This window comes from Proteus sp. fly-1089 (genome assembly GCF_040138965.1).
GTDB classification, from domain to species: domain Bacteria; phylum Pseudomonadota; class Gammaproteobacteria; order Enterobacterales; family Enterobacteriaceae; genus Proteus; species Proteus vulgaris_B.
In genome coordinates this window covers 1377557-1398656 of record NZ_JBEETS010000001.1, presented here as the reverse complement: position 1 = coordinate 1398656, position 21100 = coordinate 1377557, and the positions used below count along the sequence as shown (strand labels likewise).

Here is a 21100-nt window from a genome sequence, read left to right as displayed (position 1 = left end):
GTCGTTAGCTCAGTCGGTAGAGCAGTTGACTTTTAATCAATTGGTCGGGCGTTCGAATCGCCCACGACCCACCATTTAATAATCAAGCGGGCGGTTAGCTCAGTTGGTAGAGCATCTCCCTTACAAGGAGGAGGTCGTTGGTTCGAGCCCAATACCGCCCACCACTTCTTTTATCCTATCTCATTACTTCCTATATTTTCTTTAAATAATCATAATTACAGATCAGTGAGTTAACGTTTTATTTATTTATTGCTCTACAACTTCACCGATTGATTTTTTAAATTAGCTTTTTATGAGTTATTGCATCGTTTTTCCTATCACACTTAATTTAAGTGTGCGCGCTTTCTAAGTCATCCTAATGGCTTCATTTATTTTCATATCCCGTATAGTGCATCTCGTTTATTTTGGTTCTTTCCTCTTATGCACTCTATTTCTATAAGGTTGTTTTTAGTCTATTCAGACATTAAGACTTCTATATGATGCGAAAAGTTAACAGACGGTTTTTCATTACGTTTTTTTACATTCTGTTATATTTTATCCAGAAAATAGAGGTGTCCTCAAAGAGGAAATAAGGGCTTTCATGCCTTAATTGGTACTCTATATTTAAAATAAAGATGAGCAATTTTTGAATACTTTCCATGTATTCGCCTGAAATATTCAAAAAACGAGATTGGTTTAAAAGAAAGATCTACTCTTTTTTTGATGATCTATAGGCTTTTTCGGTTTATTTATAAAATTAAATCACTTTAAAAACAGTATATTGAGTAATTTTAGTGTGCTTAATACGATCAAATCTCTTTAAAATTAGTGAGTTAAGGCATTTTTTATGACTATAAAAAAAGTACATTTTTTTATTTTTAATAAGGAAATTGAAGGAATAAAGATAAAAAATACAATTTTATAGTTAATCTTTCTTAATCATCATCCATTTATTACTAACATGATGAAATTAAATGATTAAATATAATAATATTTAAATTTTTTTATTCTTCTTTCAAATAATTATAAAGTTAAAAATCCAATTCTAACTAAATGATTTTTATATTATTTTTGTAAAAAATTGATATTTGTCAATTTACTCACAATAATGAACTACGTAGCAAATGATATAAAGCAAAAAGAACTTATTTCATCATTAATTGATTTGTCCTTAAGTGGTTAATTTCATTTTTTACTTAAAATGGAGAAAATTGTGCATTTGACAGGAATATAAATTATATAAAAATATTAATGTTTATTTCGGACTAAGAATAACTCTTATATAGAGTGAGTATTAATACTTAGGACGTAAAAAGAATATTTCTTGTGCTTTTTAACAAAATTAGATCATACTAAAATGGATATTTAACAGATCATTCATTTTTAAATTTAATTTAAGTTGCAATAAAAATTCTATTTTTACGCTATCAAAATGCGTGTATTTGAGTGAAAAAGAAAGAATAGAATAATATGGCGATAAAGTGTTCAAGTTTTGTTGTGGTGATCTTAGATGTAGAATAACTTACTGATAAAGCAAAAAAATATTTATGTAAGTGATTACGTTTTTTTATTGTGTAAATGAGATTTTTAATTTTATTAATAATAAAAATTAGTTATTCATTAATAGAAATTCAAAAAAAATGATTAATTAAATATATTGCCTATTTATTCGAGTACAATAAAGATTTATTACACCTTAAATATATTTAGCTGAAACGCTAAGGGTTTATGCTTATATATATTTATTAACAAATGTTTAAAAGGTGATCTATATCTTAATGTTAATGTAATGAATGCAACTAACTGATTTTAAATGATGATTTTTGTTATGCTGTAAATCCATCAGATTTCATTGACATTACTTAAGCTCTTTCAAAAAAATAAGAAAATTACCTTCTTTATGAGGTTAATTTATTATTTTAAATAAATTAGACTAATATAACTTGACTTATTTTTGCACAATTTAGGTTATCACACTTTAAATTAGTATGCTTGCAGGTGATAATTCTAATTAATGAGTAAAGTTTAAGAAAAAAAAAGCGCTATTTTATAAATAAAATATTTTAACTATATGAAAATAAAGAATATATATCGTTATCCTAGGTATTGTTTACTAGTATGAGTAAAGTGCCAAGTCTCCATTGTCTTTTTTCGACTGGTTGAAAGTGTTTAAATGCGTAGTATATTATTTACATATGATAAGTCATGTTATGAATTGTAATATTTCTTATCTACTAAAAAATAATATTTTATTAAAACAAAAAGGTGTCCTCGATAATATATAAATTTATATATTATTGCGCGATAACACACCATTATAAATTAGATATCAATCAAAGTGAAAAGCGAGAACATATTATGAGTAGCAAGTATCCAGTCGCTTATGCAGTTGGACAAAAAATTAAGTCATTAAGAAAATCTCAGGGTTATACTGTATTTCAGTTAGCAAAAGAGATTGATATTAGTGAACAACAGTTATTTCGTTATGAGCGTGGTGTAAACCGTATTGATATTGATTGCTTAGTTAGAGTACTTGAAGTGCTAGGTGTTAATATTGGTAGCTTCTTTGAAGAAGTAACAGGTGGAATGACTCAAGAAATTGAGCATAATGAACAACATATTCCAGCTCATTTCGATAGTAAGGCTCTTTCTATTTTCTAAAAATATCTTTAAATTAGAGGATAACTCATTTTAGAATAACTAAATTTAGTAGGATAATTCTTATATCTATATATCTTTAAGATTAGTAAATAATAAGAATTTTCTTAGTTAGGAGAATAAATCCTCTATATAATATCAATGCCCTTATTAGGGCATTTTACGTTTTTAGGGAAATGAAAAGTTTTAATTCTCGTCAAGAAAAAGAAAAATGTTATTGCAGAATACCTGAGACTTACATATCTGTAAAAATATACTCAAATACCTATTGTTATGTGTAAATTAACAGGAGGGTAAATACCTATAAATATAAATCTCTTGCTAATCAGCTTTTATATTACCTACTATCATTTTACTCTTTGATAACATTTTCAAAGCTATTAATGTATAACTTATGTGTTTTATATCAAGGAATTTAAAAAGAATAAACATTAGTACGATAAAAATTGAAAAAGAGAATCGGGTTAGAAATTGGGAATAGATCAATTTTTTAAATTTAAGCATTTAATGGCAATGTAGGAATGGTAACAGATAATCTTCCTATAAGAGAGAGCCTACAGCCTCTTCACCTTCATGATGAAAAGGCTGTCAGTTTAGTCTTTGAGTGGTGGCGTCAAAATATATTCGAGCTGTTGATCACTTAGGGAGATATTAAAAAATGTTTGGTAAAACTGTTTTGTCTCTTTGATGATATCAATGTGTTGTGTTTGCTCTGGGTATAAAATCGTCGCAAGCCATAAAAATTGTAAAGCTTCTTCAGTCGTTTCTCTACACCACCAAAATAGACCTTTGGGATTTGTGTAGACACGGCCTTCACGTACTGCAGTAATTGATTGCCATTCAGGTGAATTCTTGATGATTTCCGTATCTCTTGCATACATAGTAACAATAACATCAGGGTTGGCATGAATGACTTGTTCTAAAGAAACTTCACCTGCCCGAGTAGGTACATTGTCAAACCAATGCTCTGCAATATTGACTCCCCCAGCAAGTGTTATCCAATCATGATTTAGCGAAGGTGCGCCTGACGTTCTTAATGGCGACCCAAAAGCATGATAAACCTTTATTGGCTCCTTGATGCTTATCTCACTTACTACACTCTCTACAAGCGCTGTATTACGCTGAAAGTAAGCTAAATAATCTTTTGCTAATTGATGGCTACTTGGGCCTAAAATTTCCCCCGTAATCAAGGTTCTTTCTAACAAGGCATCCATTGAGCCTGACTTTAATAATGCAACACTGATCCCTGCATTTTCTAGCGTTATCATTTGTGCATCAGATAGCTTTCCTGTTGCAAAAAAGATTTGAGGCTGGCTAATAATTAATGTTTCGATATTCAGTGTGTCATTATTACCTTTACTAGAAATTGAAGCCATTTTTATAGCTGGAACAATCTCGGTAAAAAAAGGAATGGTTTTGACTAAATCGGTTGTAGAAACAATTTTATCTCCAGCACCAAGCATCGCAAGGATTGCATTTTGTGCATTCCAACTAGTGGCGACTCGTTCTGGTGAATCTGGAACAGTAATCGATTGGTCTTGATAATATTGAACACTTCTTTGAGCCTGTACATTGGAAGAGGTACTGAGGGCCGAACCTCCCAGTAATACAATGCACAGGGTTTTAAAAAAACCTTTATACATTTAACTATCCTCTTAGAGTTCAATGCTGATAGATGCGGAAATTTGGCGAGGTGTACCTAAGAAAGCATTAGCACCACCAATTGCACCATTTTGGTTACCAGAGAAGATAGACGCCCAATAATGTTCATTGGTAACGTTATCCAAATTCACACGGAAAGTTGTTTTTTTATTCCAATACTGTGTTTGATAACGAGCACCTAAATCGAGCGTGGTATAGGCTTTTGCCCACATGGTATTCGTTGTATTTGCTGCGCGTTTACCGGTGTAGTGAATATTTGCGCTATAGGTAATATTTGGCACAGTTGGGTAATGGTATTCAGCTAATAAATTTGCTTGATATTTTGGTACACCCACAACATCTTTATTTTGGGTTTCAGCTTTTCCAGTATTGGTTAATGTGGGATCTAACCATGTCATACTACTGAATACGAACAATTCATTGGTTACTTGTCCATTAGCAATCAGCTCTAATCCCCGGTTACGTTGTTTGCCTTGCTCTTTAAATATATTGTCATTTCCTACATAAGCAAAAGGACGTTCTAATTGGAAAATAGCTGCATTTAAATTGAGATCACCAATTTGTGATTTAACACCTATTTCCCATTGTTCACTACGGTAAGGTTTTAGTACTTCACCTTTGTTATTTGCAGTATCGGGTGCTGAATCACCTTCTTCTAATGAATCTGCATAAGAAACATAAGTCATCACTTCCGGGATCGGTTTAAACATTAATGCGACGGCAGGACTTAAACCATTTTCAGTATGATTTTCACCACCTGCACGATAGGAAGTTTCTTTGATCCAGTTTTGGCTTAGCGATCCCATCACTGACCATTGAGGATTAAAGGTAACGGTATCACCTAAAGTAACGGATTGAACTTGTGAGCGACTATTTTTAGTGCGAGCGCTACCAGTATAGAAGCCTTCATTAGAAGGATCATCATAACGATGTGGATTATTAATATCTTGTGTTGGCAATGTAAATTTCAGATCGTTACCATTTGCTCCGTAAATATCCCAACGATAACCACTAGTAGCGAGGACTAAATCATGAGAAAGTGTGCCTGTCATCACATGACCATTAACATTGATAGAATGACTTAAAACCGTAAAACGACCATAAGTAGAAGGAACAGATAATGTTGGTGTAAAGTGCTTACCATCATTACTTAGCTGGTTAGAAACAGAACGGAATCCGCGATCGGCAGTTTGATAGCCGATTGCAGCATTTATTTGCCAATCTTCATTAAAATCATGTTTTAGTCGGCTACTTACTGTTCTGGTATGTAGATCAACACCCGCAAAAGCTTGACCATAGCCTGTTTTAGTTGGATCCGGTGCATCAGGTAATGTGGTGACTTTTGATCCATAAGAAAATGCACCAGGATAACCCATTTTTTTAAACCAATAATCACTAAAATTCACTTCTAGCACGGTATCAGAAGAGATATTCCAATCAAAAGCAGTACTAATAAGCTGGCGACGTGTTTTACTACCGGCTACATAACCTTTACCTTCATCATGCATTAGATTAATGCGATAACCAAAAGTGTTGTTATCATCAATAAAACCACCTAAATCAAGATGGCCTTTAAATTGGTTATCATTGACATAAGTAGCATTCAGTGAAGTTAAGCGTTTTAAGGTTGGACGTTTTTGTGTGAAATTAAATTGTCCACTTGGACTTGCTGGCCCATAGAGTGAACCTGTTAGGCCATTTATAATATCTACACGTTCAAGCATTTCGATAGGAAAGGCGGTGGTAGAAATAATATTCACACCATCTAAACGAGAGTTAGCAACAACGTTGCCCTGCATTCCACGGTTTTGAGGGCGACCAACATCCATACCACCACGTGCTTGCATTTGGGAGGAGGCATTATATTTTAAGATATCCGAAACACTGGTAACTTGTTGATTTTCAATCATAGATTGAGTTAAGGTGTTTGTTGTGTAAGGTGTATCTAACCATTTTTTCTCACCTAAGGGTCCCATATCAACTTCACGAGTTACAAATCCCGCGCCAGCCTCACTATTATTCACTGGTTGTGCAGTAACGATGATTTTTTCAGCGTTGTCAGTGGCTATGCTTGCTGATATGGCTAATGTTTGTGCTATAGCACAAGCTATTGTCGAAATGATAAATTTCTTCACGATTGGCTCCCAAAATGTATTTTTTAATTATTTAAATTCATCGATATTAAAAAATTTATACAACGATGCTCATCGCAAATGTGAAGCAATATGATTCATTGTATAATTTTTTATATAACGATGAAGGGCGCCGACTATACACCGAATAACATGTAAATAAAATGATATATTTGCTAATAATAAGATTATGAAATTACTTCTGAATTAAGATCAAAAAAATACCCGTTTACACGGGCATTTTAGATAATGATCCTTTTGTAAGGCGTAACCAGAGGGAATTAATGCTCTGCTTTTTTAGTTACTGAACCATGAGTATCATGTTTTTGGTGGCGATGATGACCATCAACCATGCTGCGGAATGTCTGTGTAAAAGTGTCACCTAATGTACATAAATAGAAGTGAGCACAAATAAACATTAATGCCACAATACCCAAGACTAAGTGTGCTTTTAACATCCAATAGCCATAGCCAAGTACTTCTGGATATAAACATAATAATCCAGTAACAAGTAATAGTGGTACTAAACCAAACATCACACCTAAGTAAGCCAGTTGTTGAAGAGGGTTAAACTTATCAGTTTCAGTTGCAGCAAAAGGATGAGGCTCACCTTTCATTATGCCATAGAGGTAAAAACGAGCTTGTTTGATACAACGTCCAATTAATCCACTAAATCTTACTTTGTAATGTACGCCATTACTGGTTGTTAGATTGATAAGAATAAAACCAATCCAGAACGCGATAAGTACGAAACCACAGATTTTATGTAATAGCACCATTGAAGTGACATTTCCGATAGAGAAATGCCCTAAAAAGCCACTTAGTAATAATAGGATAAACAGTAAAGCATTACCCCAGTGCCAAAAACGGATCGCTTTAGAATATAAATAAACACGTTCTTCTTCGTAATGACCAGACTGTTTTGGTGCAAGGGCATAGCGTAGTAAGCCATGAATAACCAAAATTGCTATCATGGCAACGATTAATAAACCTGCCACCATTAACCATACAGGCCAATAATCTGGCGTATAATGGAGTTCTGCTCCCCAGATACTAGTCATGCTTTATCCCCCTGATGGATTTCTTTACGACGGAATAAACTTGGTTTTCCGACATTATCTAATTGGTATTGATAAACGGATTTTTGTTTGATCCAAGCCTGAATTTCAGGTGAATCAATACGACCAAAAGCAAGTGCATCTGTTGGGCATACCGTTACACACGCAGGTAATTCACCCTCAGCTAATCGAGTATCAGAGCAGAAATTACATTTATCTGCGATGTGTGTCATTGGGTTGATATAACGAACATGGTAAGGACATGCTCCAACACAATAATCACAGCCAATACACAACTCTTTTTTCACCTGTACGATGCCATTTTCATCAATAAAAGAGGCTCCAGTTGGGCAAACAGAAACACAAGGTGCATCTTCACAGTGCTGACATGACACACGGAAAAATTGATAATGTGGAGCACCCGCCTCATCGTTGTGTGGGCCTTGAATTTGAACTTGAAGTCGGCTGAAACCTTCAGGAATGTCATTGATGACTTTACACGCTACAGTACAGGCCTGACACCCAATGCAACGTTTTTCATCATGTAGCATGACAAATTGTTTATCATTATTGTTCATCGTTATTTTTTTCCTTAAGCCCGACTAATTCTGACACCTGATGTATGCACATCAGTACCTGATACAGGACTAATTTCATGAGGTAATAAGTTGCCACAGTGAACACCTGTTGTAGTCGCTGCTGTTTTTGCACCTGCTTTAGCACCCGAACCCATATAAACAAATACAGTGTCAGGGCGAATGCCTTCAGTGATTAAAGCGTGTGCTTTTTCTTTACCTATATTGTTTTCCAGAATGATTTCATCACCATGTTTAATACCATGATTTTTTGCTGTTTCTGGATGAAGCCAAACTGGGTTTTCCCACATTAATTCAGCTAATAACGGCACATATTGTGTTGCACCATTAGTATGAACGGCGACTTTACCTTGAATAAAATAAAGCTCGTCTTTTTCTTTTAATGGGAAGTTGTGGAAGCGTGGAATACCGTAGTTTTCTAAACGGCTTTCTAATTCTTCAGAGTAGATTTCAATTAAGCCACTTGGTGATTTAAATGATAGCGCTTTTTCCATTGTGTCATTGCTATCAACATGTTTGATGGCTTCTGGATATTGCTCAACAAAAGCTTTTACATAAGAAGGTTCGCGTAACAATAATGGAATACCATAAGATACATAGCCTTTTTTATGCATCTCTTTGTATAGTGCTTCGCTACCATTAACTTGATAAAGTTGTCTTACTCCCATGTTTTCCCAAGGGAAATAAGCTTCTAATCCCAGTTTTTTACCTAATTCCATCCAAATTAACCAACTTGGCTTAGTATCACCAATAGGTTCAACCACTTGTTGTCTTAACGCATATGCAGGATTTAAACCTGATACATCAGCAACTTCTTCATCACGTTCCAAGTAGGTACATTCAGGTAATAAATAATCGGCATAAGCGGCACTTTCGCTTAAATACACATCACAACTGACAATTAAGTCCAACTTCTGTGCTGCTTTTTCTAGCTCAGGACGGCAACTGACTGTTTGGAATGGGTTATGACGAGACATAATCCATGCTTTTGTCTGATACGGTACGCCTTCTAATGTTGAGTCGATAATTGATTGAACAATACCGCCACCTTTATTGATATATTTAAATTGAGGTGCTGTTGCATCAATGCGTTTTGCGGTAATTTCAGGCATACCTTTGACACTTGGTTTTGCCAATTCAGGAGCAACATTAATACCTGCTAATTTATTGTATTTTGCTGCTGCTTTTTTCTGATACATACCACCTTCACGTTCAATATTGCCTAGTAAGGCATTGAAGGTGAAGATCATTCTGCGCATATTGATCTCTTCTTTATTAAAGGTTGCGCGGTGACCAGGCATAATCAGTGCATGAGGGGCTTTTGCTGCAATTTCTCTGGCGATACGAGCAATGTCTTGAGCGGGAACATCTGAGTGCGCTTGAGCCCATTCAGGGGTTGTATCTTGTAGAACCTCTTTTAATTGTGGGAAACCTACCGTAAATTTCTCAACAAATTCTTTATCGTAGAGATCTTCTTTAATTAATATATGGCACATTGCCATTAGAACTGGCAAATCACCGCCAGGGCGGATTGCGAACCACTCGTCTGCTTTACTTGAAACAACAGATAAACGAGGATCAAAACTGACTAATTTTGCACCACGTTCTTGTGCTGTCATCAGTTCATGCGTTTCAGCAACTTCAATGCCTTCATACAGGTTATGACCAAAAGAAAGAATATATTTTGAATTTGCTAAATCCATTGCCAGATCGCCACCCATCATAACGGATGCAGCAATGGCTTTACCTGCTGGGCAGGTTGATGCATGTGTAAACGTATTTGGTGAGCCAAAGGCTGCCGCAAGATGGAATAAATGAGAGGAGAGTGAGCCTGATTTTGAAGAAAATGAAATACTCTCTGCGCCATAGCTTTGTTTTATGGCATTCATCTTTTCAGCTATTTCTTTATAAGCTTGTTCCCAGCTTATGACTTCCCATTCACCTGCACCTCTAGGGCCTTTGTGTTTCATTGGTTTGACAATACGATTTGGATCGTTAACAAGGCTAACGCCACTTCCACCTCTGGCACAAACTCGGCTACTTTGATGCTCTGCGTTTCTGTTTCCTTGGATAAATACAGTTTTATTGTTAACAACCTGAGCTTCTATAGGACAACGATAAGAGCACATCTCACATAGACTAGGTGTTAATGTTGACTGACCCTTAAGAGAATCTACAGGATTAAATGCAAGTGCACCCGGTGGTAAACTACTTACGGTACAACCCACACATCCTATCCCCATCCCCTTAATGAAAGAACGACGACTAATACTCATATAACCTCCAGTTTCTTCTTATAGCTAAATATTATATACAGGAGGTTAAATAAATATTTGAAGGCGTCTCCAATTTATTAATCTATAAGTGATGACTTAGTTGTAAATAATAAATAATAGAGAATAAGACGTTAATAAATGTCACAAAATAAATTAACTAAAATAGACAAAATCAAATGATAATTATTTTCTTTTATTAACTTATATTATAAAGATTTTGAGGGGAATGAGAGGATCTTAGAGGATATGACAATAATGCTTACTTCTTTTAAATTCACTTACTTACGTCATTAGTTTGTTTTATTAAAGTGTATTTTAAATATATGATTAATTATAATAAAGGAATTGACAAAAAAGATCATCGATATATAATTATTTATATATCGAATATTGGTGATATTGTAATTAATTTGTTATTTAAAAATAAAATTAAATAATATTTCTTAGCATTATTTAAATCCAATTTCTTCTTAAAATATAATTTTTAAAAATAGCTAACTTATTATTTTCATAATAAATACGAATAAAAGAGAAAAATAAATAGATGACATTTTATGCGAAAAATGCTCATTAAAACGTAATCAAACTGATACTAAATATGAGACAATCTATAAATTATTATTCATTATGTTTAAATATTAATTAACAAAGTTAATAGTTATAGGGCTGTGTATTGATTGTCAAAAAGAGCTATTTTTTGTTTTGTGCATATTAATAATATTAATGCCAAGTAAATATGCGTAGGAAAAGGTTTAAAGTAAGTGTTAAAAACAAAGTGGCTCATGAATATTGAAAGCCACTTTGTTTGCATGTTGTCAAAGTTATTTTTCTGTCTATCTTTCTTATATAAAAGAAAGGATTTAAAACAACATAACAATTAAGACAAGGCTCAGTAATAGGGGGTAAACCCTTGCATGCCATTTGTCGGGAATACGGGATAAAAAACGCTCAGAAATCTTTAAACCTATCCATGTGCTACAAATCAGAATAAAGGCTGCCTTTAGCCAAATATAACCAATAAAACCAGATTCATTATTTAAAGGTGACGTAAAAGAAAGGGCGACATAAGTAAATGTTGCCGTGAGAGCTAAAGGTAAGGTTAATGCATTTGCCATTGCTGCTGATTGTGCCATGGGTGTTCCTCTACGGCGCAATAAAGGTACTGTCATGACGCTTCCACCAACGCCTAGAAAAGCAGCGATAATACCAATCACTGTGCCATTAACCGTTTCTCTTGCTTTAGTTACTTTTTTTGAGTTGTGAATAGGAGCCATAAAACCGGGGCGAAAATAGCAGTCTAAAATAGTGATAAAAAGGTAACCAATAAAGATCCATTTGATCCACGTACCTTCAACTGTTAATGCGAGAAGAGCGCCTAAGATCCCGCCAAAAGCGATACCCATAAACAGAATAGACATGATATTCCAATCAAGCCTTTTGGCTTTATGATGTTTAATGGTTGTGACTGTTGAAGAAAACAACATAATTAATGCAGAAGTAGCAACTGCGATTTGCATAGCATGTTCGGCAGGTAAACTGTCTATTCCCCAAAGTGTCAGAATAAGTGTATAGAGTAAGGGAACCGTGACAAAGCCACCGCCAAAGCCAAATAACCATGTTGTGATGCCTGAAATTAAACCAAAAGAAACCAGCCAGAGTGTCATTTCAAATCTCCTGTTGAGTCAGGAGATTAACAATATAGAATAAAATGATGGCTTACCCACGTGATAATGACAAGTTTATATGAATTTAGGACAATTTTAATATTATGCGTAATATCGATATTAACAGTGTGGATCATCTTCCTCGTGAGATTTTGGCATTAGGCTCTGATTATCCTTATGACACATTACTTGAAGCACATCATCATCGGCGAGCGCAATTTTTATATGCACCCAATGGCGTAATGAAAGTCAAAACAGAAGATGGCCAATGGATTGTATTACCTTACAGTGGTGTGTGGATCCCTGCTGAAAAAATACATCAAGTATTAATGTTGGGTAGTAGCACTTATAGTCTCTACATTGAGCCGAATAAAGTACCTCGTTATTCGGAATATTGTGAGGTTTTGCAGGTTTCACCTTTGCTTCATCAGCTATTACTTTCAGCAAATCAACTTCCATTGCTTTATGATTTAGGTGGGAGAGATAGCGCTTTATTAACGTTACTTTGTCATGAGTTAGCTCAGGCTAAACCATTACCTTATTTTACACCTTTGCCCCAACATGCTTTATTAGATGCGTTATGTACTGAATTTATGTCACAACCAAATATTCGTACTACGCCAGAAATGTGGGCTGAGAAGTTAAATAAGAGCCTACGCACTTTTACGCGTTTATTTCATAAGGAAACAGGGCTTTCTTTTCGAGATTGGCGTCAAAAAGCGTGTTTAATGTATGCACTAACGGCGTTAAAGAAAGGTCATTCAGTCACTGAGGTTGCTTTAGAATTAGGGTATGAGAATCCGAGTGCCTTTAGTGCGATGTTTAATAAAGAGATGGGATATTCACCGAAATTGTTTTTAAAGCAATTGAAAGAGTTTTAATAAAACAGACATATATAAGAATAAACATAATCAGTGATGATGATATTTATCAGATGCTTTTTAAGTCAAATTACATTGTTCAAAAAAGAAACAAAAAAATTCCTTCCAATATCAGTGCGTTAAAACTTGATTAATAGAGAGTGAGGGGGGTAAAATATAGCCCGTCCATAAGTCATACTTGATTTTCCTACGTATGTTCCCTTAGTTAAATGGATATAACAAGCCCCTCCTAAGGGCTAGTTACAGGTTCGATTCCTGTAGGGAACGCTCTGAATCTATTCGCACTCGTTCGCCTCCGTTCGTAAAATCCCACAAAAACCAATACACAAAGCAATTTCTTTTCCGTTGTGGTTCGCATTAGTTCGTTGACAACCGCCATCGAGTCAGCTGATAACAAGTAAATGATTGATCGACTGGAAAAATATTGCGTGGTGAAATAAAAGCCACTGATATTGACAAGCGATTTTATACACATGAAATTAGAGAATTGGAACGGTATCGTAATTTAGGTATTAAAGCTGGTGAGGTTCCGAATAATATTGATGAGGTTTGGAATAATACTCATACAGCGACGCTAGAAGATTATAATATCAATGAACGGACGCAGCCATACACCAGAGGCTATCGAAGCATATGATAAATCTCAGGAGATAAGATAATGATTGATGTTGAAAGTATTTATAAAAACGAAAGCGTAGAAGATGTGCTTCTATATTTTGCCCCAAAAACGACGTACCCAAGCATTGATCGTTGTTATGTGAGATATAAATTTGAAGTTGTTGAAAAAGCTATACTTATAAAAACAATGGGTAAGCTTTTACAGGAAGGTAAATTAGCTAAAGATAAGATGGGGTTAACAATTAAAGGCCCTAATTGGAAAGAGCCTAAATTTGTTACTCAAAAAAAATACGGGATTAAATAGATTTAAACCCACTTCGGTAGGTTTTTATTGCTTATTCTTTTTTCAAATACTGCACTGAATTACCATCAGGCAACTTCTTACTTCTCTCACGATAAAACGCCAATCGCTCATTAAAGTATGCTCTCAAATGTTCTGATTGTTGCCGTTCAACTTCGGACGCAACAACTGGCATGTTTAGGCGTTCTTTATATCGCGGCTTTACCCAAATCAAATAAAAACAGTGACTGACTATATTGAAAAAAGTGAGTTAATGAAGGAGCTATTGAGCAAACATATTGCAGCTCTTCTTAGCGCAGGAAATACCGTTATTATGGATTTTCCTGCTAATACGCCTAAACAACGGCAATGGCTAAAATCATTAGCTGATAATGCGAATATGCCTTATTTATTTCATGTTTTGAAAGTAGAAAATACTGAGTGTAAAAAACGATTATCTTTACGTAATCAATTTGACGAAAACCCGTTTAAAACAACAAATGAAGAGTTTGATTTTATCACAGAGCATTTTTCGTACCCTGATGCTAAAGAGCAATTAGTGATAAAAGAATATCAGTAAATAAGCATCAAATATTATTATATTAACCTTATAATATTGGGCTAATATTGTAAATTAGCTCAATGGGATAATCCTAAAAACTGAATTATCTTATAAGATCAACGCCTAATAAAAGTACCACTTGTTACGCATTGACAGTATTATGTATAGAATTTATGAATATGCGAACTATGATGCTGCTCATCATAATATAATTAGCGGAGAACATTATGAAGTATCGCCTGTGCGGTGTTGCTCTTTCAGTCGCCTTACTTTCAGGATGTGCAAGTACCCCTAATAATGGGGAGGGGCGCTCTGACCCATTGGAAGGGTTTAACCGCCAGATGTTTGATTTTAACTACTATGTTTTAGACCCTTATATCCTACGTCCCGTTGCTGTTGTTTGGCGTGACTATGTTCCGCCACCAGCAAGAAATGGCTTATCTAATTTTCTCGGTAACTTAGAAGAGCCTGCTAGTATGTTAAATAGTGTATTGCGTGGCGATTTTGAAAAGGGAGCAAAACATTTTGGTCGTTTTTGGATCAATACAGTCTTTGGTATGGGTGGCTTAATTGATGTTGCTGGTATGTCCAAAGAAACAATGGAAAAAGAAGTTCCAATGCGATTTGGTAGTACGTTAGGTCATTATGGTATGGATTATGGCCCTTATGTGGTTGTACCGGGCTATGGTAGCTTTACTGTCCGTGAAGAGGGTGGTGATTGGGCTGACTTAACGTATCCAATGTTGAGTTATTTGACGTTTTGGATGTCAGCGGGTAAATGGGCATTAGAAGGCATTGAAACACGTGCACAATTGCTCGATTCCGATGCTATTTTGCAAAACTCGTCTGATCCTTACTTAATGATGCGTGAAGCTTACTTCCAGAGTAATGACTTCCAAGCTGGCACGGTAAAAGAGAACCCTAATGCGAAAGCAATTGAAGATGATTTGGATTCAATTGATTAATTTTGCGGTTAGCTTGATGAATAAATAAAAAATGGTCTTGAAAAAGACCATTTTTTGTATAAAAAGCACAGTGAAAAATTAGAAACGATAGTTAAAGTTCATACCGTATAACCATGCTTTACCTGATGACTCGAATTCATAGGTAGGGGAAATCGGTGTTTCAGCCAGTTTCTCTTTGATCGTGACTTTTTTACCGTGCATATACGCTAAGCCAACATCAACAGACATATCTTTATTAAATGCATAGGTTGTACCCGCACTTAACCAGAAGCGATCTTGGTCTGGAATAGAGATTGAGCGTTTATCAGCAGGGACTGGGCTATCATCAAAGGCAATACCTGTACGGAATGTCCAGTTATCATCATGATAATAGGTTGTACCTAAAGCCACACGCCATGCATCACGGAAGCCTTCTTCTTTCCTGAATAGCTGCTGACCATCACTTTTACGAGTGGCTTTTAACTCTTCGAACGAACTCCAGCTTGTGTAAGCAAAGTTATAGTGAACGGCCCATTTTGGTGCAACGCGGTGATAAGCGGCAAATTCCCAAATTTCAGGTAAGTTAAGGTCTAGTTTGCCTTTAATGGTTTCGCCGTTGGTACCAATAATACCCATAGCATCAAGTGCGGGCATTGGTGGTAGATCATTTTGGTATTCACCGTCTTTAAATTTCACTTTAACTTTAGAACGATAAGTGAAACTAACTCGGTTACCTTCGTCGAATTCATATAATAAACCCGCGTTCCAACCAAAGCCCCAAGCATCACCTTTCAATTGAGCAACCCTTGCTGAAGGTGATACAGGAAGGCCAAGCATTCCAGGTAGTTCACCAGCATGACGGGTAATTTCAGCATCAGCATAAAGGGCATTTAATCCTAGGCCAACACTAAATTGGTTATTTACTCGATAACCTGCACTTAAGTTTAAGTTCATGGTTTTTAAATCGGTTTTACCACCAATAAGGCCTGCAGCATAATCCTTTTTAAAATCAGTCGCTAAGCCAAAGTTTGTTGTACCTGATGCACCAATTGCCCATTTATCATTAATAGGGGCAACAAAGTGGATATTCGGGACTAATGCACTTGGTGCGATATCACCAGCATTAGTGCTAGCACCTGTAAGCGGAGATTTACCTTTAATATCAACGCTTGGATTAATATGGATAGCACCTACAGAGAATTCAGGGCGATCAAACATAGTGAGAGCAGCAGGGTTTCTGCTACCTACGCTTGCGTCATCGGCAATAACGCCTTCTCCTGAAAATGCACGCCCTAGTGCTGAAGTAGAATATTCATTTAACTGAAAACCGGCAGCGCCTGCTTGAGAGGAGATAACACCTACCAAGGCAGCTAGTGCTGTGCGAGTAAACAGGTTTTTACGGTTCATGACCTAAACCCTCATAATTTTTTTAAGTTGTTACTTCTGATTAGAAGCGCTGGATTTTAGGTGCGGTTGTCGTTATGACAAATCAGACCAGTTGATTAAGTATAAAGTTGATTACCCCAAATGTTGCAAGTATGTTTTACAAATATTGCCATTTTGATTTGATAATTGGGATTTGGTTAACATTATTTTCACAAAATATCCCAATAAAGATATTTTTGATTGTTAAATAAACAGAGTAATCAATTTTTTTTGTAAAATTGTAAGATAATTTGAGCTAAAGCAGTTTATTTTATTTTTTTGCGATTATGATAGATAATTAACATTTCTTTCGTTGGGAGACTAAAATGGCAGACGCAATCAATCGCTGTAGTGCAGAAGAAACCGCTGCTTGCTGTTGTGTAGATGTGGGTACTATTATTGACAATAAAAATTGCACTGCGTCATATCAGCATGTCTTCGCTGATAAAGTAGAAGCGCAAGCAATGTTGGATCAACTCAGTGCAAAAGCACAATCTATTGCTTCAGAGCCTTGCAAAATTAATCAACAATTTGCTGATGTTGATGGTGGTGTTCAACTTACCGCTGATTTTACATTTTCTTGTGAAGCAGAAAACCTGATCTTCCAGTTAGGATTACGTTAATCCGCTGAAAATAAATAAATTTAAGGCTGTTGAAATTCAACAGCCTTTTTTATTGCCCACCATTGTGTTTTTTATCCTTTCTATCGTTATTGTTGGGTTTCAGACATTCTATCGAAATAATGCGCGCTAACTCCCACTTCTCATAAAATGATGTTTCTGGTAGGTGAAATTTTTGTTAACACTATTGTCAGGTCAGACCTCTTTGGTGTTAGGAACTCATTTTGTCAGGAGCCGTTATGAAGTCATCAACGAACAGTGCTATGAAAGATCGCATCGCCATTGTCAGCGGGCTACGCTTACCTTTTGCTAAACAAGCGACTGCGTATCGAGGAATACCTGCGGTTGAATTAGGGCGTTCAGTGGTTCAAGAATTAGTGACTCGCAATGAAATTCCTCCCGAAATTATCGATCAACTTGTTTTCGGACAAGTGGTTCAAATGCCAGAAGCACCGAATATTGCCAGAGAAATTGTGCTCGGTGCTGGCTTAAGTGTAAAAACAGACGCCTACAGCGTAACAAGAGCATGTGCAACGAGCTTTCAAGCGATTGCAAATGTTGCTGAAAGCATGATGGCAGGGCATGTTTCTGTCGGTATTGCTGGTGGTGCAGATTCATCATCTGTTTTACCAATTGGTGTCAGTAAAAAATTAGCAGATGTGTTGCTAAGTCTTAATAAAGCAAAATCATTAGGCCAGCGTTTAAGTTATTTAAGTCAATTACGGTTTCGTGATCTTCTCCCTGTTGCTCCTGCTGTGGCTGAGTATTCAACTGGGTTACGTATGGGAGATACCGCTGAGCAAATGGCAAAGACTTATCATATTTCCAGAGTTGCTCAAGATGAATTAGCACATCGTTCTCATCAATTAGCAACTAAAGCATGGGAAATGGGAAAACTAGATAATGAAGTGATGACCGCTTTTTTCCCGCCTTACAAAGAAGGTTTCCATCAAGATAATAATATTCGTAAAAACTCTGTTCTTGATTCTTACGCTAAGTTAAAACCTGCTTTTGATCGTCATCATGGTAGTGTGACGGCTGCAAACAGTACGCCATTAACGGACGGCGCAGCTGCAGTATTAATGATGAAAGAGTCAGTTGCAAAAAGCTTAGGTTATCAACCGCTTGGTTATCTACGTAGTTATGCATTTACTGCAACAGATGTCTGGAAAGATATGTTATTAGGCCCTTCATATGCCACACCACTTGCACTTTCTCGGGCAGGTCTTTCTTTGAGTGATATAACATTAATTGATATGCATGAAGCTTTTTCCGCACAAACATTGAGTAATTTGATGCTATTTGAAAGTGAACGATTTGCTAAAGAGCAATTAGGGTTATCCAAGGCAATTGGAAAAGTGGATATGGATAAATTTAATGTGCTAGGGGGATCTATTGCTTATGGACATCCGTTTGCAGCGACGGGTGCAAGAATGGTGACACAGACGCTCCATGAGCTTAAACGCCGAGGTGGTGGATTTGGGTTAACGACCGCATGTGCGGCAGGTGGATTAGGTGCAGCGATGATTTTGGAGGTGGAATAATGGAACAACAACAAACAACACTAGAAAAATCTTCCGTTTTCCAATTTTCAGTTCGTAACGATAAAGTTGGCGTAATAACCATTGATGTTATCGGCGAAAAAGTGAATACCTTAAAAGCTGAATTTGTGCAGCAGTTCCAAGATGTTTTGAAACAAGCGCAACAACATTCTGGTGTAAAAGGATTAATTATTACATCAGGCAAGGCAGATAGTTTTATTGCTGGCGCTGATATCTCGATGATTGCGGGTTGTAAAACCAAAGAAGAAGCGAGTGCATTAGCAAAAGCAGGGCAGGATCTTTTTACGCAACTTGAAAATTACCCATTACCTGTTGTGGCTGCTATCAATGGTGCATGCCTTGGGGGAGGGCTTGAATTAGCATTGGCCTGCCACGGACGAATTTGTTCTGACAATAACAAAACACGTTTAGGACTTCCTGAAGTGCAACTTGGGTTATTACCTGGCTCAGGAGGAACTCAGCGTTTGCCTCGTCTTATTGGTGTAACGTCGGCGTTAGATTTAATTTTAACGGGTAGACAAATCAATGCTAAACGAGCGTTGAAATTAGGTCTTGTTAATGATGTTGTTTCGCAAGATATTTTATTAGATGTTGCAGCAAAATGGATTTTGTCAGGTAAAAAAGAGCAGAAAAAGCATTCAATCATGGATCGTTTCTGGGCAAATACCACATTAGGGAGGAATATACTTTTTGGGCAAGCGAAAAAACGCGCATTAGCTAAGACAAAAGGGCAATATCCTGCAGTTGAACGTATTTTACATGTAATAGAACGTGGACTTGAAAAAGATCTTCAAACAGGGTTTAAAGAAGAGGCGAATGCTTTTGGTGAGTTAGCTATGACACCTGTTTCATCGTCGTTAAGGCACCTCTTTTTTGCTTCTACAGCACTTAAAAATGAGACAGGATCATCTGAAAAACCAGATAGTTTGCATCACATCGGTGTTTTAGGTGGGGGATTAATGGGGGGCGGTATAGCTTTTGTTACTGCCACAAAGGGCAATTTACCTGTAAGGATCAAAGATATTAGTGATAAGGGAATTGCTCAAGCCTTAAATTATAGTTGGAAAGCGCTTTCGACCAAGGTCAGTAAAAAAAGATTATCTGTACGTGAATGCCAACGCCAAATGAGCTTACTTTCAGGTTCATTGGATTACAGCGGTTTTCATCAATCCAACATTATTGTTGAAGCAGTTTTTGAAGATCTTGCTTTAAAACAGAAAATGGTGGCAGATATTGAAGATGTGGGTAAAGGTAAAATTATTTTTGCATCTAACACCTCTTCATTACCTATTCATGAAATTGCAGAAACAGCGAAATATCCAGAAAAAGTGATCGGCCTTCACTATTTTAGCCCTGTAGAAAAAATGCCATTAGTTGAAGTTATTCCGCATGAAAATACTAACGAAAAAACTATTGCAACAACGGTGGCTTTTGCTAAAAAACAAGGTAAGGTCGCGATAGTTGTAGGTGATAAACCCGGGTTCTATGTTAATCGTATTCTTGCTCCTTATATTAGCGAAGCATTGACATGTTTAGTACAAGGTGAGCCAATTGAAAATATTGATAAAGCACTCGTTCAGTTTGGTTTTCCTGTAGGGCCTATTCAGTTATTAGATGAAGTTGGTATTGATATTGGTACAAAAATAACACCAATATTAGTGAATGCATTTGGTGAACGATTTGCTTCTCCACCTGCTGTTGATGCCATTATTGCTGATGATAGAAAAGGGCGTAAAAATGGCAGAGGTTTTTACCTTTATACAAAACATGTTCTGCCTTTTTCATTTGGAAAAAATAAAAAACAGCCCGATCCCACTATTTATCGTCTTTTACAAATTAAACCCAAAAGCCAATTATCTTCATCTGAAATCACAGAACGTTGTTTATTATTGATGCTAAATGAAGCAGTTCGTTGCTTAGATGAAAATATTATAAAACAACCGCGTGATGGTGACATTGGTGCTGTTTTTGGTATTGGTTTCCCTCCTTTCTTTGGTGGGCCTTTCCGTTATATGGATAGCATGGGAACGACAAAAATAGCAGAAAAACTTAATCAACTTGCTGATAAATATGGCGAAAAATATCGTCCTTGTGAACGGCTAGTTGAAATGGCTAAACGAAATGAACGTTTTTATGATTAATTAAACCTCTATACCATTGCATTTTCCTTTTGTGATACTTGT

General features: G+C 36.0%; 15 protein-coding genes, 2 tRNA genes and 2 pseudogenes. 11 read left to right on the top strand and 8 right to left on the bottom strand.

Translation table 11 applies throughout. The features are described 5' to 3' along the window. The first annotated feature begins 88 nt into the window (after positions 1 to 88). Positions 89 to 164: transfer RNA gene (locus ABN080_RS06515), tRNA-Val, on the top strand. A gap of 2173 nt (positions 165 to 2337) precedes the next feature. Further along, positions 2338 to 2640: a helix-turn-helix domain-containing protein gene (locus ABN080_RS06510; RefSeq protein WP_072068753.1), complete on the top strand. Its 303-nt coding sequence runs from the start codon at positions 2338 to 2340 to the stop codon at positions 2638 to 2640. Between the two features lie 590 nt (positions 2641 to 3230). On the opposite strand, the gene ABN080_RS06505 is transcribed toward ABN080_RS06510, so the two are convergent. From ABN080_RS06505 to ABN080_RS06480, 6 genes are all read right to left on the bottom strand, one after another. Further along, complete coding sequence (locus tag ABN080_RS06505; RefSeq protein ID WP_197269006.1) at positions 3231 to 4280, bottom strand: ABC transporter substrate-binding protein; 1050 nt, start codon at positions 4278 to 4280, stop codon at positions 3231 to 3233. A 12-nt stretch (positions 4281 to 4292) separates the two neighbouring features. Beyond that, positions 4293 to 6434, bottom strand: coding sequence for a TonB-dependent receptor (locus ABN080_RS06500; RefSeq protein ID WP_349440647.1), 2142 nt, complete (start codon positions 6432 to 6434; stop codon positions 4293 to 4295). A gap of 278 nt (positions 6435 to 6712) precedes the next feature. Next, positions 6713 to 7492 (bottom strand): thiosulfate reductase cytochrome B subunit, encoded by a 780-nt coding sequence (gene phsC, locus ABN080_RS06495; RefSeq protein WP_349440646.1) that lies wholly within the window; start codon positions 7490 to 7492, stop codon positions 6713 to 6715. Then, complete coding sequence (locus tag ABN080_RS06490; RefSeq protein ID WP_196553785.1) at positions 7489 to 8067, bottom strand: 4Fe-4S dicluster domain-containing protein; 579 nt, start codon at positions 8065 to 8067, stop codon at positions 7489 to 7491. Before ABN080_RS06490 ends, phsC begins: the two co-directional genes overlap by 4 nt. Positions 8068 to 8081: 14 nt before the next feature. After that, positions 8082 to 10361 (bottom strand): thiosulfate reductase PhsA, encoded by a 2280-nt coding sequence (gene phsA, locus ABN080_RS06485; RefSeq protein ID WP_349440645.1) that lies wholly within the window; start codon positions 10359 to 10361, stop codon positions 8082 to 8084. A gap of 860 nt (positions 10362 to 11221) precedes the next feature. Then, positions 11222 to 12025, bottom strand: coding sequence for a sulfite exporter TauE/SafE family protein (locus ABN080_RS06480; protein WP_349440644.1), 804 nt, complete (start codon positions 12023 to 12025; stop codon positions 11222 to 11224). A 104-nt stretch (positions 12026 to 12129) separates the two neighbouring features. Here ABN080_RS06480 and ABN080_RS06475 point away from each other — a divergent pair, with 104 nt between their 5' ends. The 4 genes and pseudogenes from ABN080_RS06475 to ABN080_RS06460 all read left to right on the top strand — a co-directional run bounded on the left by ABN080_RS06475 (position 12130) and on the right by ABN080_RS06460 (position 13828). After that, the gene (locus ABN080_RS06475; protein ID WP_197269010.1) at positions 12130 to 12906 is read left to right on the top strand and encodes an AraC family transcriptional regulator; all 777 of its coding nucleotides are present in this window, start codon (positions 12130 to 12132) and stop codon (positions 12904 to 12906) included. A 195-nt stretch (positions 12907 to 13101) separates the two neighbouring features. Continuing rightward, positions 13102 to 13173 (top strand) — tRNA-Arg (locus ABN080_RS06470). Between the two features lie 151 nt (positions 13174 to 13324). Continuing rightward, positions 13325 to 13565, top strand: a pseudogene (locus ABN080_RS06465) (S-type pyocin domain-containing protein); the annotation flags it as partial. Next, positions 13565 to 13828, top strand: a complete 264-nt coding sequence (locus ABN080_RS06460; protein WP_349440642.1) for an immunity protein — start codon at positions 13565 to 13567, stop codon at positions 13826 to 13828. The pseudogene ABN080_RS06465 and the gene ABN080_RS06460, both read left to right, overlap by 1 nt. 31 nt (positions 13829 to 13859) lie before the next feature. On the opposite strand, the pseudogene ABN080_RS06455 reads toward ABN080_RS06460, so the two are convergent. After that, a pseudogene (locus ABN080_RS06455) lies at positions 13860 to 14018 on the bottom strand (DNA polymerase III subunit theta); the annotation flags it as partial. 30 nt (positions 14019 to 14048) lie between these two features. On the opposite strand from ABN080_RS06455, the gene ABN080_RS06450 reads away from it, so the two are divergent. Both ABN080_RS06450 and mlaA read left to right on the top strand, forming a co-directional pair. Next, positions 14049 to 14384 (top strand): P-loop nucleotide/nucleoside kinase family protein, encoded by a 336-nt coding sequence (locus tag ABN080_RS06450; RefSeq protein WP_349440641.1) that lies wholly within the window; start codon positions 14049 to 14051, stop codon positions 14382 to 14384. A gap of 209 nt (positions 14385 to 14593) precedes the next feature. Next, positions 14594 to 15331 carry a phospholipid-binding lipoprotein MlaA gene (gene mlaA / locus ABN080_RS06445; protein WP_072068652.1) on the top strand — a complete coding sequence of 246 codons (738 nt, stop codon included), beginning with the start codon at positions 14594 to 14596 and terminating at the stop codon, positions 15329 to 15331. 78 nt (positions 15332 to 15409) lie between these two features. Here the strand turns inward: mlaA and fadL are convergent, their stop codons facing one another. Then, a complete protein-coding gene (fadL, locus tag ABN080_RS06440) occupies positions 15410 to 16717 on the bottom strand; it encodes a long-chain fatty acid transporter FadL (protein WP_349440640.1) in 1308 nt (435 codons plus the stop codon). Positions 16718 to 17061: 344 nt separating this feature from the next. Between fadL and ABN080_RS06435 the strand changes: the two genes are divergently transcribed. The 3 genes from ABN080_RS06435 to fadJ all read left to right on the top strand — a co-directional run bounded on the left by ABN080_RS06435 (position 17062) and on the right by fadJ (position 21058). Next, the gene (locus ABN080_RS06435) at positions 17062 to 17358 is read left to right on the top strand and encodes a YfcZ/YiiS family protein (RefSeq protein ID WP_082151772.1); all 297 of its coding nucleotides are present in this window, start codon (positions 17062 to 17064) and stop codon (positions 17356 to 17358) included. A 236-nt stretch (positions 17359 to 17594) separates the two neighbouring features. Then, entirely contained in the window at positions 17595 to 18899 is a 1305-nt protein-coding gene (gene fadI, locus ABN080_RS06430; RefSeq protein WP_349440639.1) for an acetyl-CoA C-acyltransferase FadI, read from the top strand. Then, the gene (gene fadJ, locus ABN080_RS06425) at positions 18899 to 21058 is read left to right on the top strand and encodes a fatty acid oxidation complex subunit alpha FadJ (RefSeq protein WP_371032592.1); all 2160 of its coding nucleotides are present in this window, start codon (positions 18899 to 18901) and stop codon (positions 21056 to 21058) included. The genes fadI and fadJ overlap by 1 nt, the downstream gene beginning before the upstream one ends. Positions 21059 to 21100: the final 42 nt, after the last annotated feature.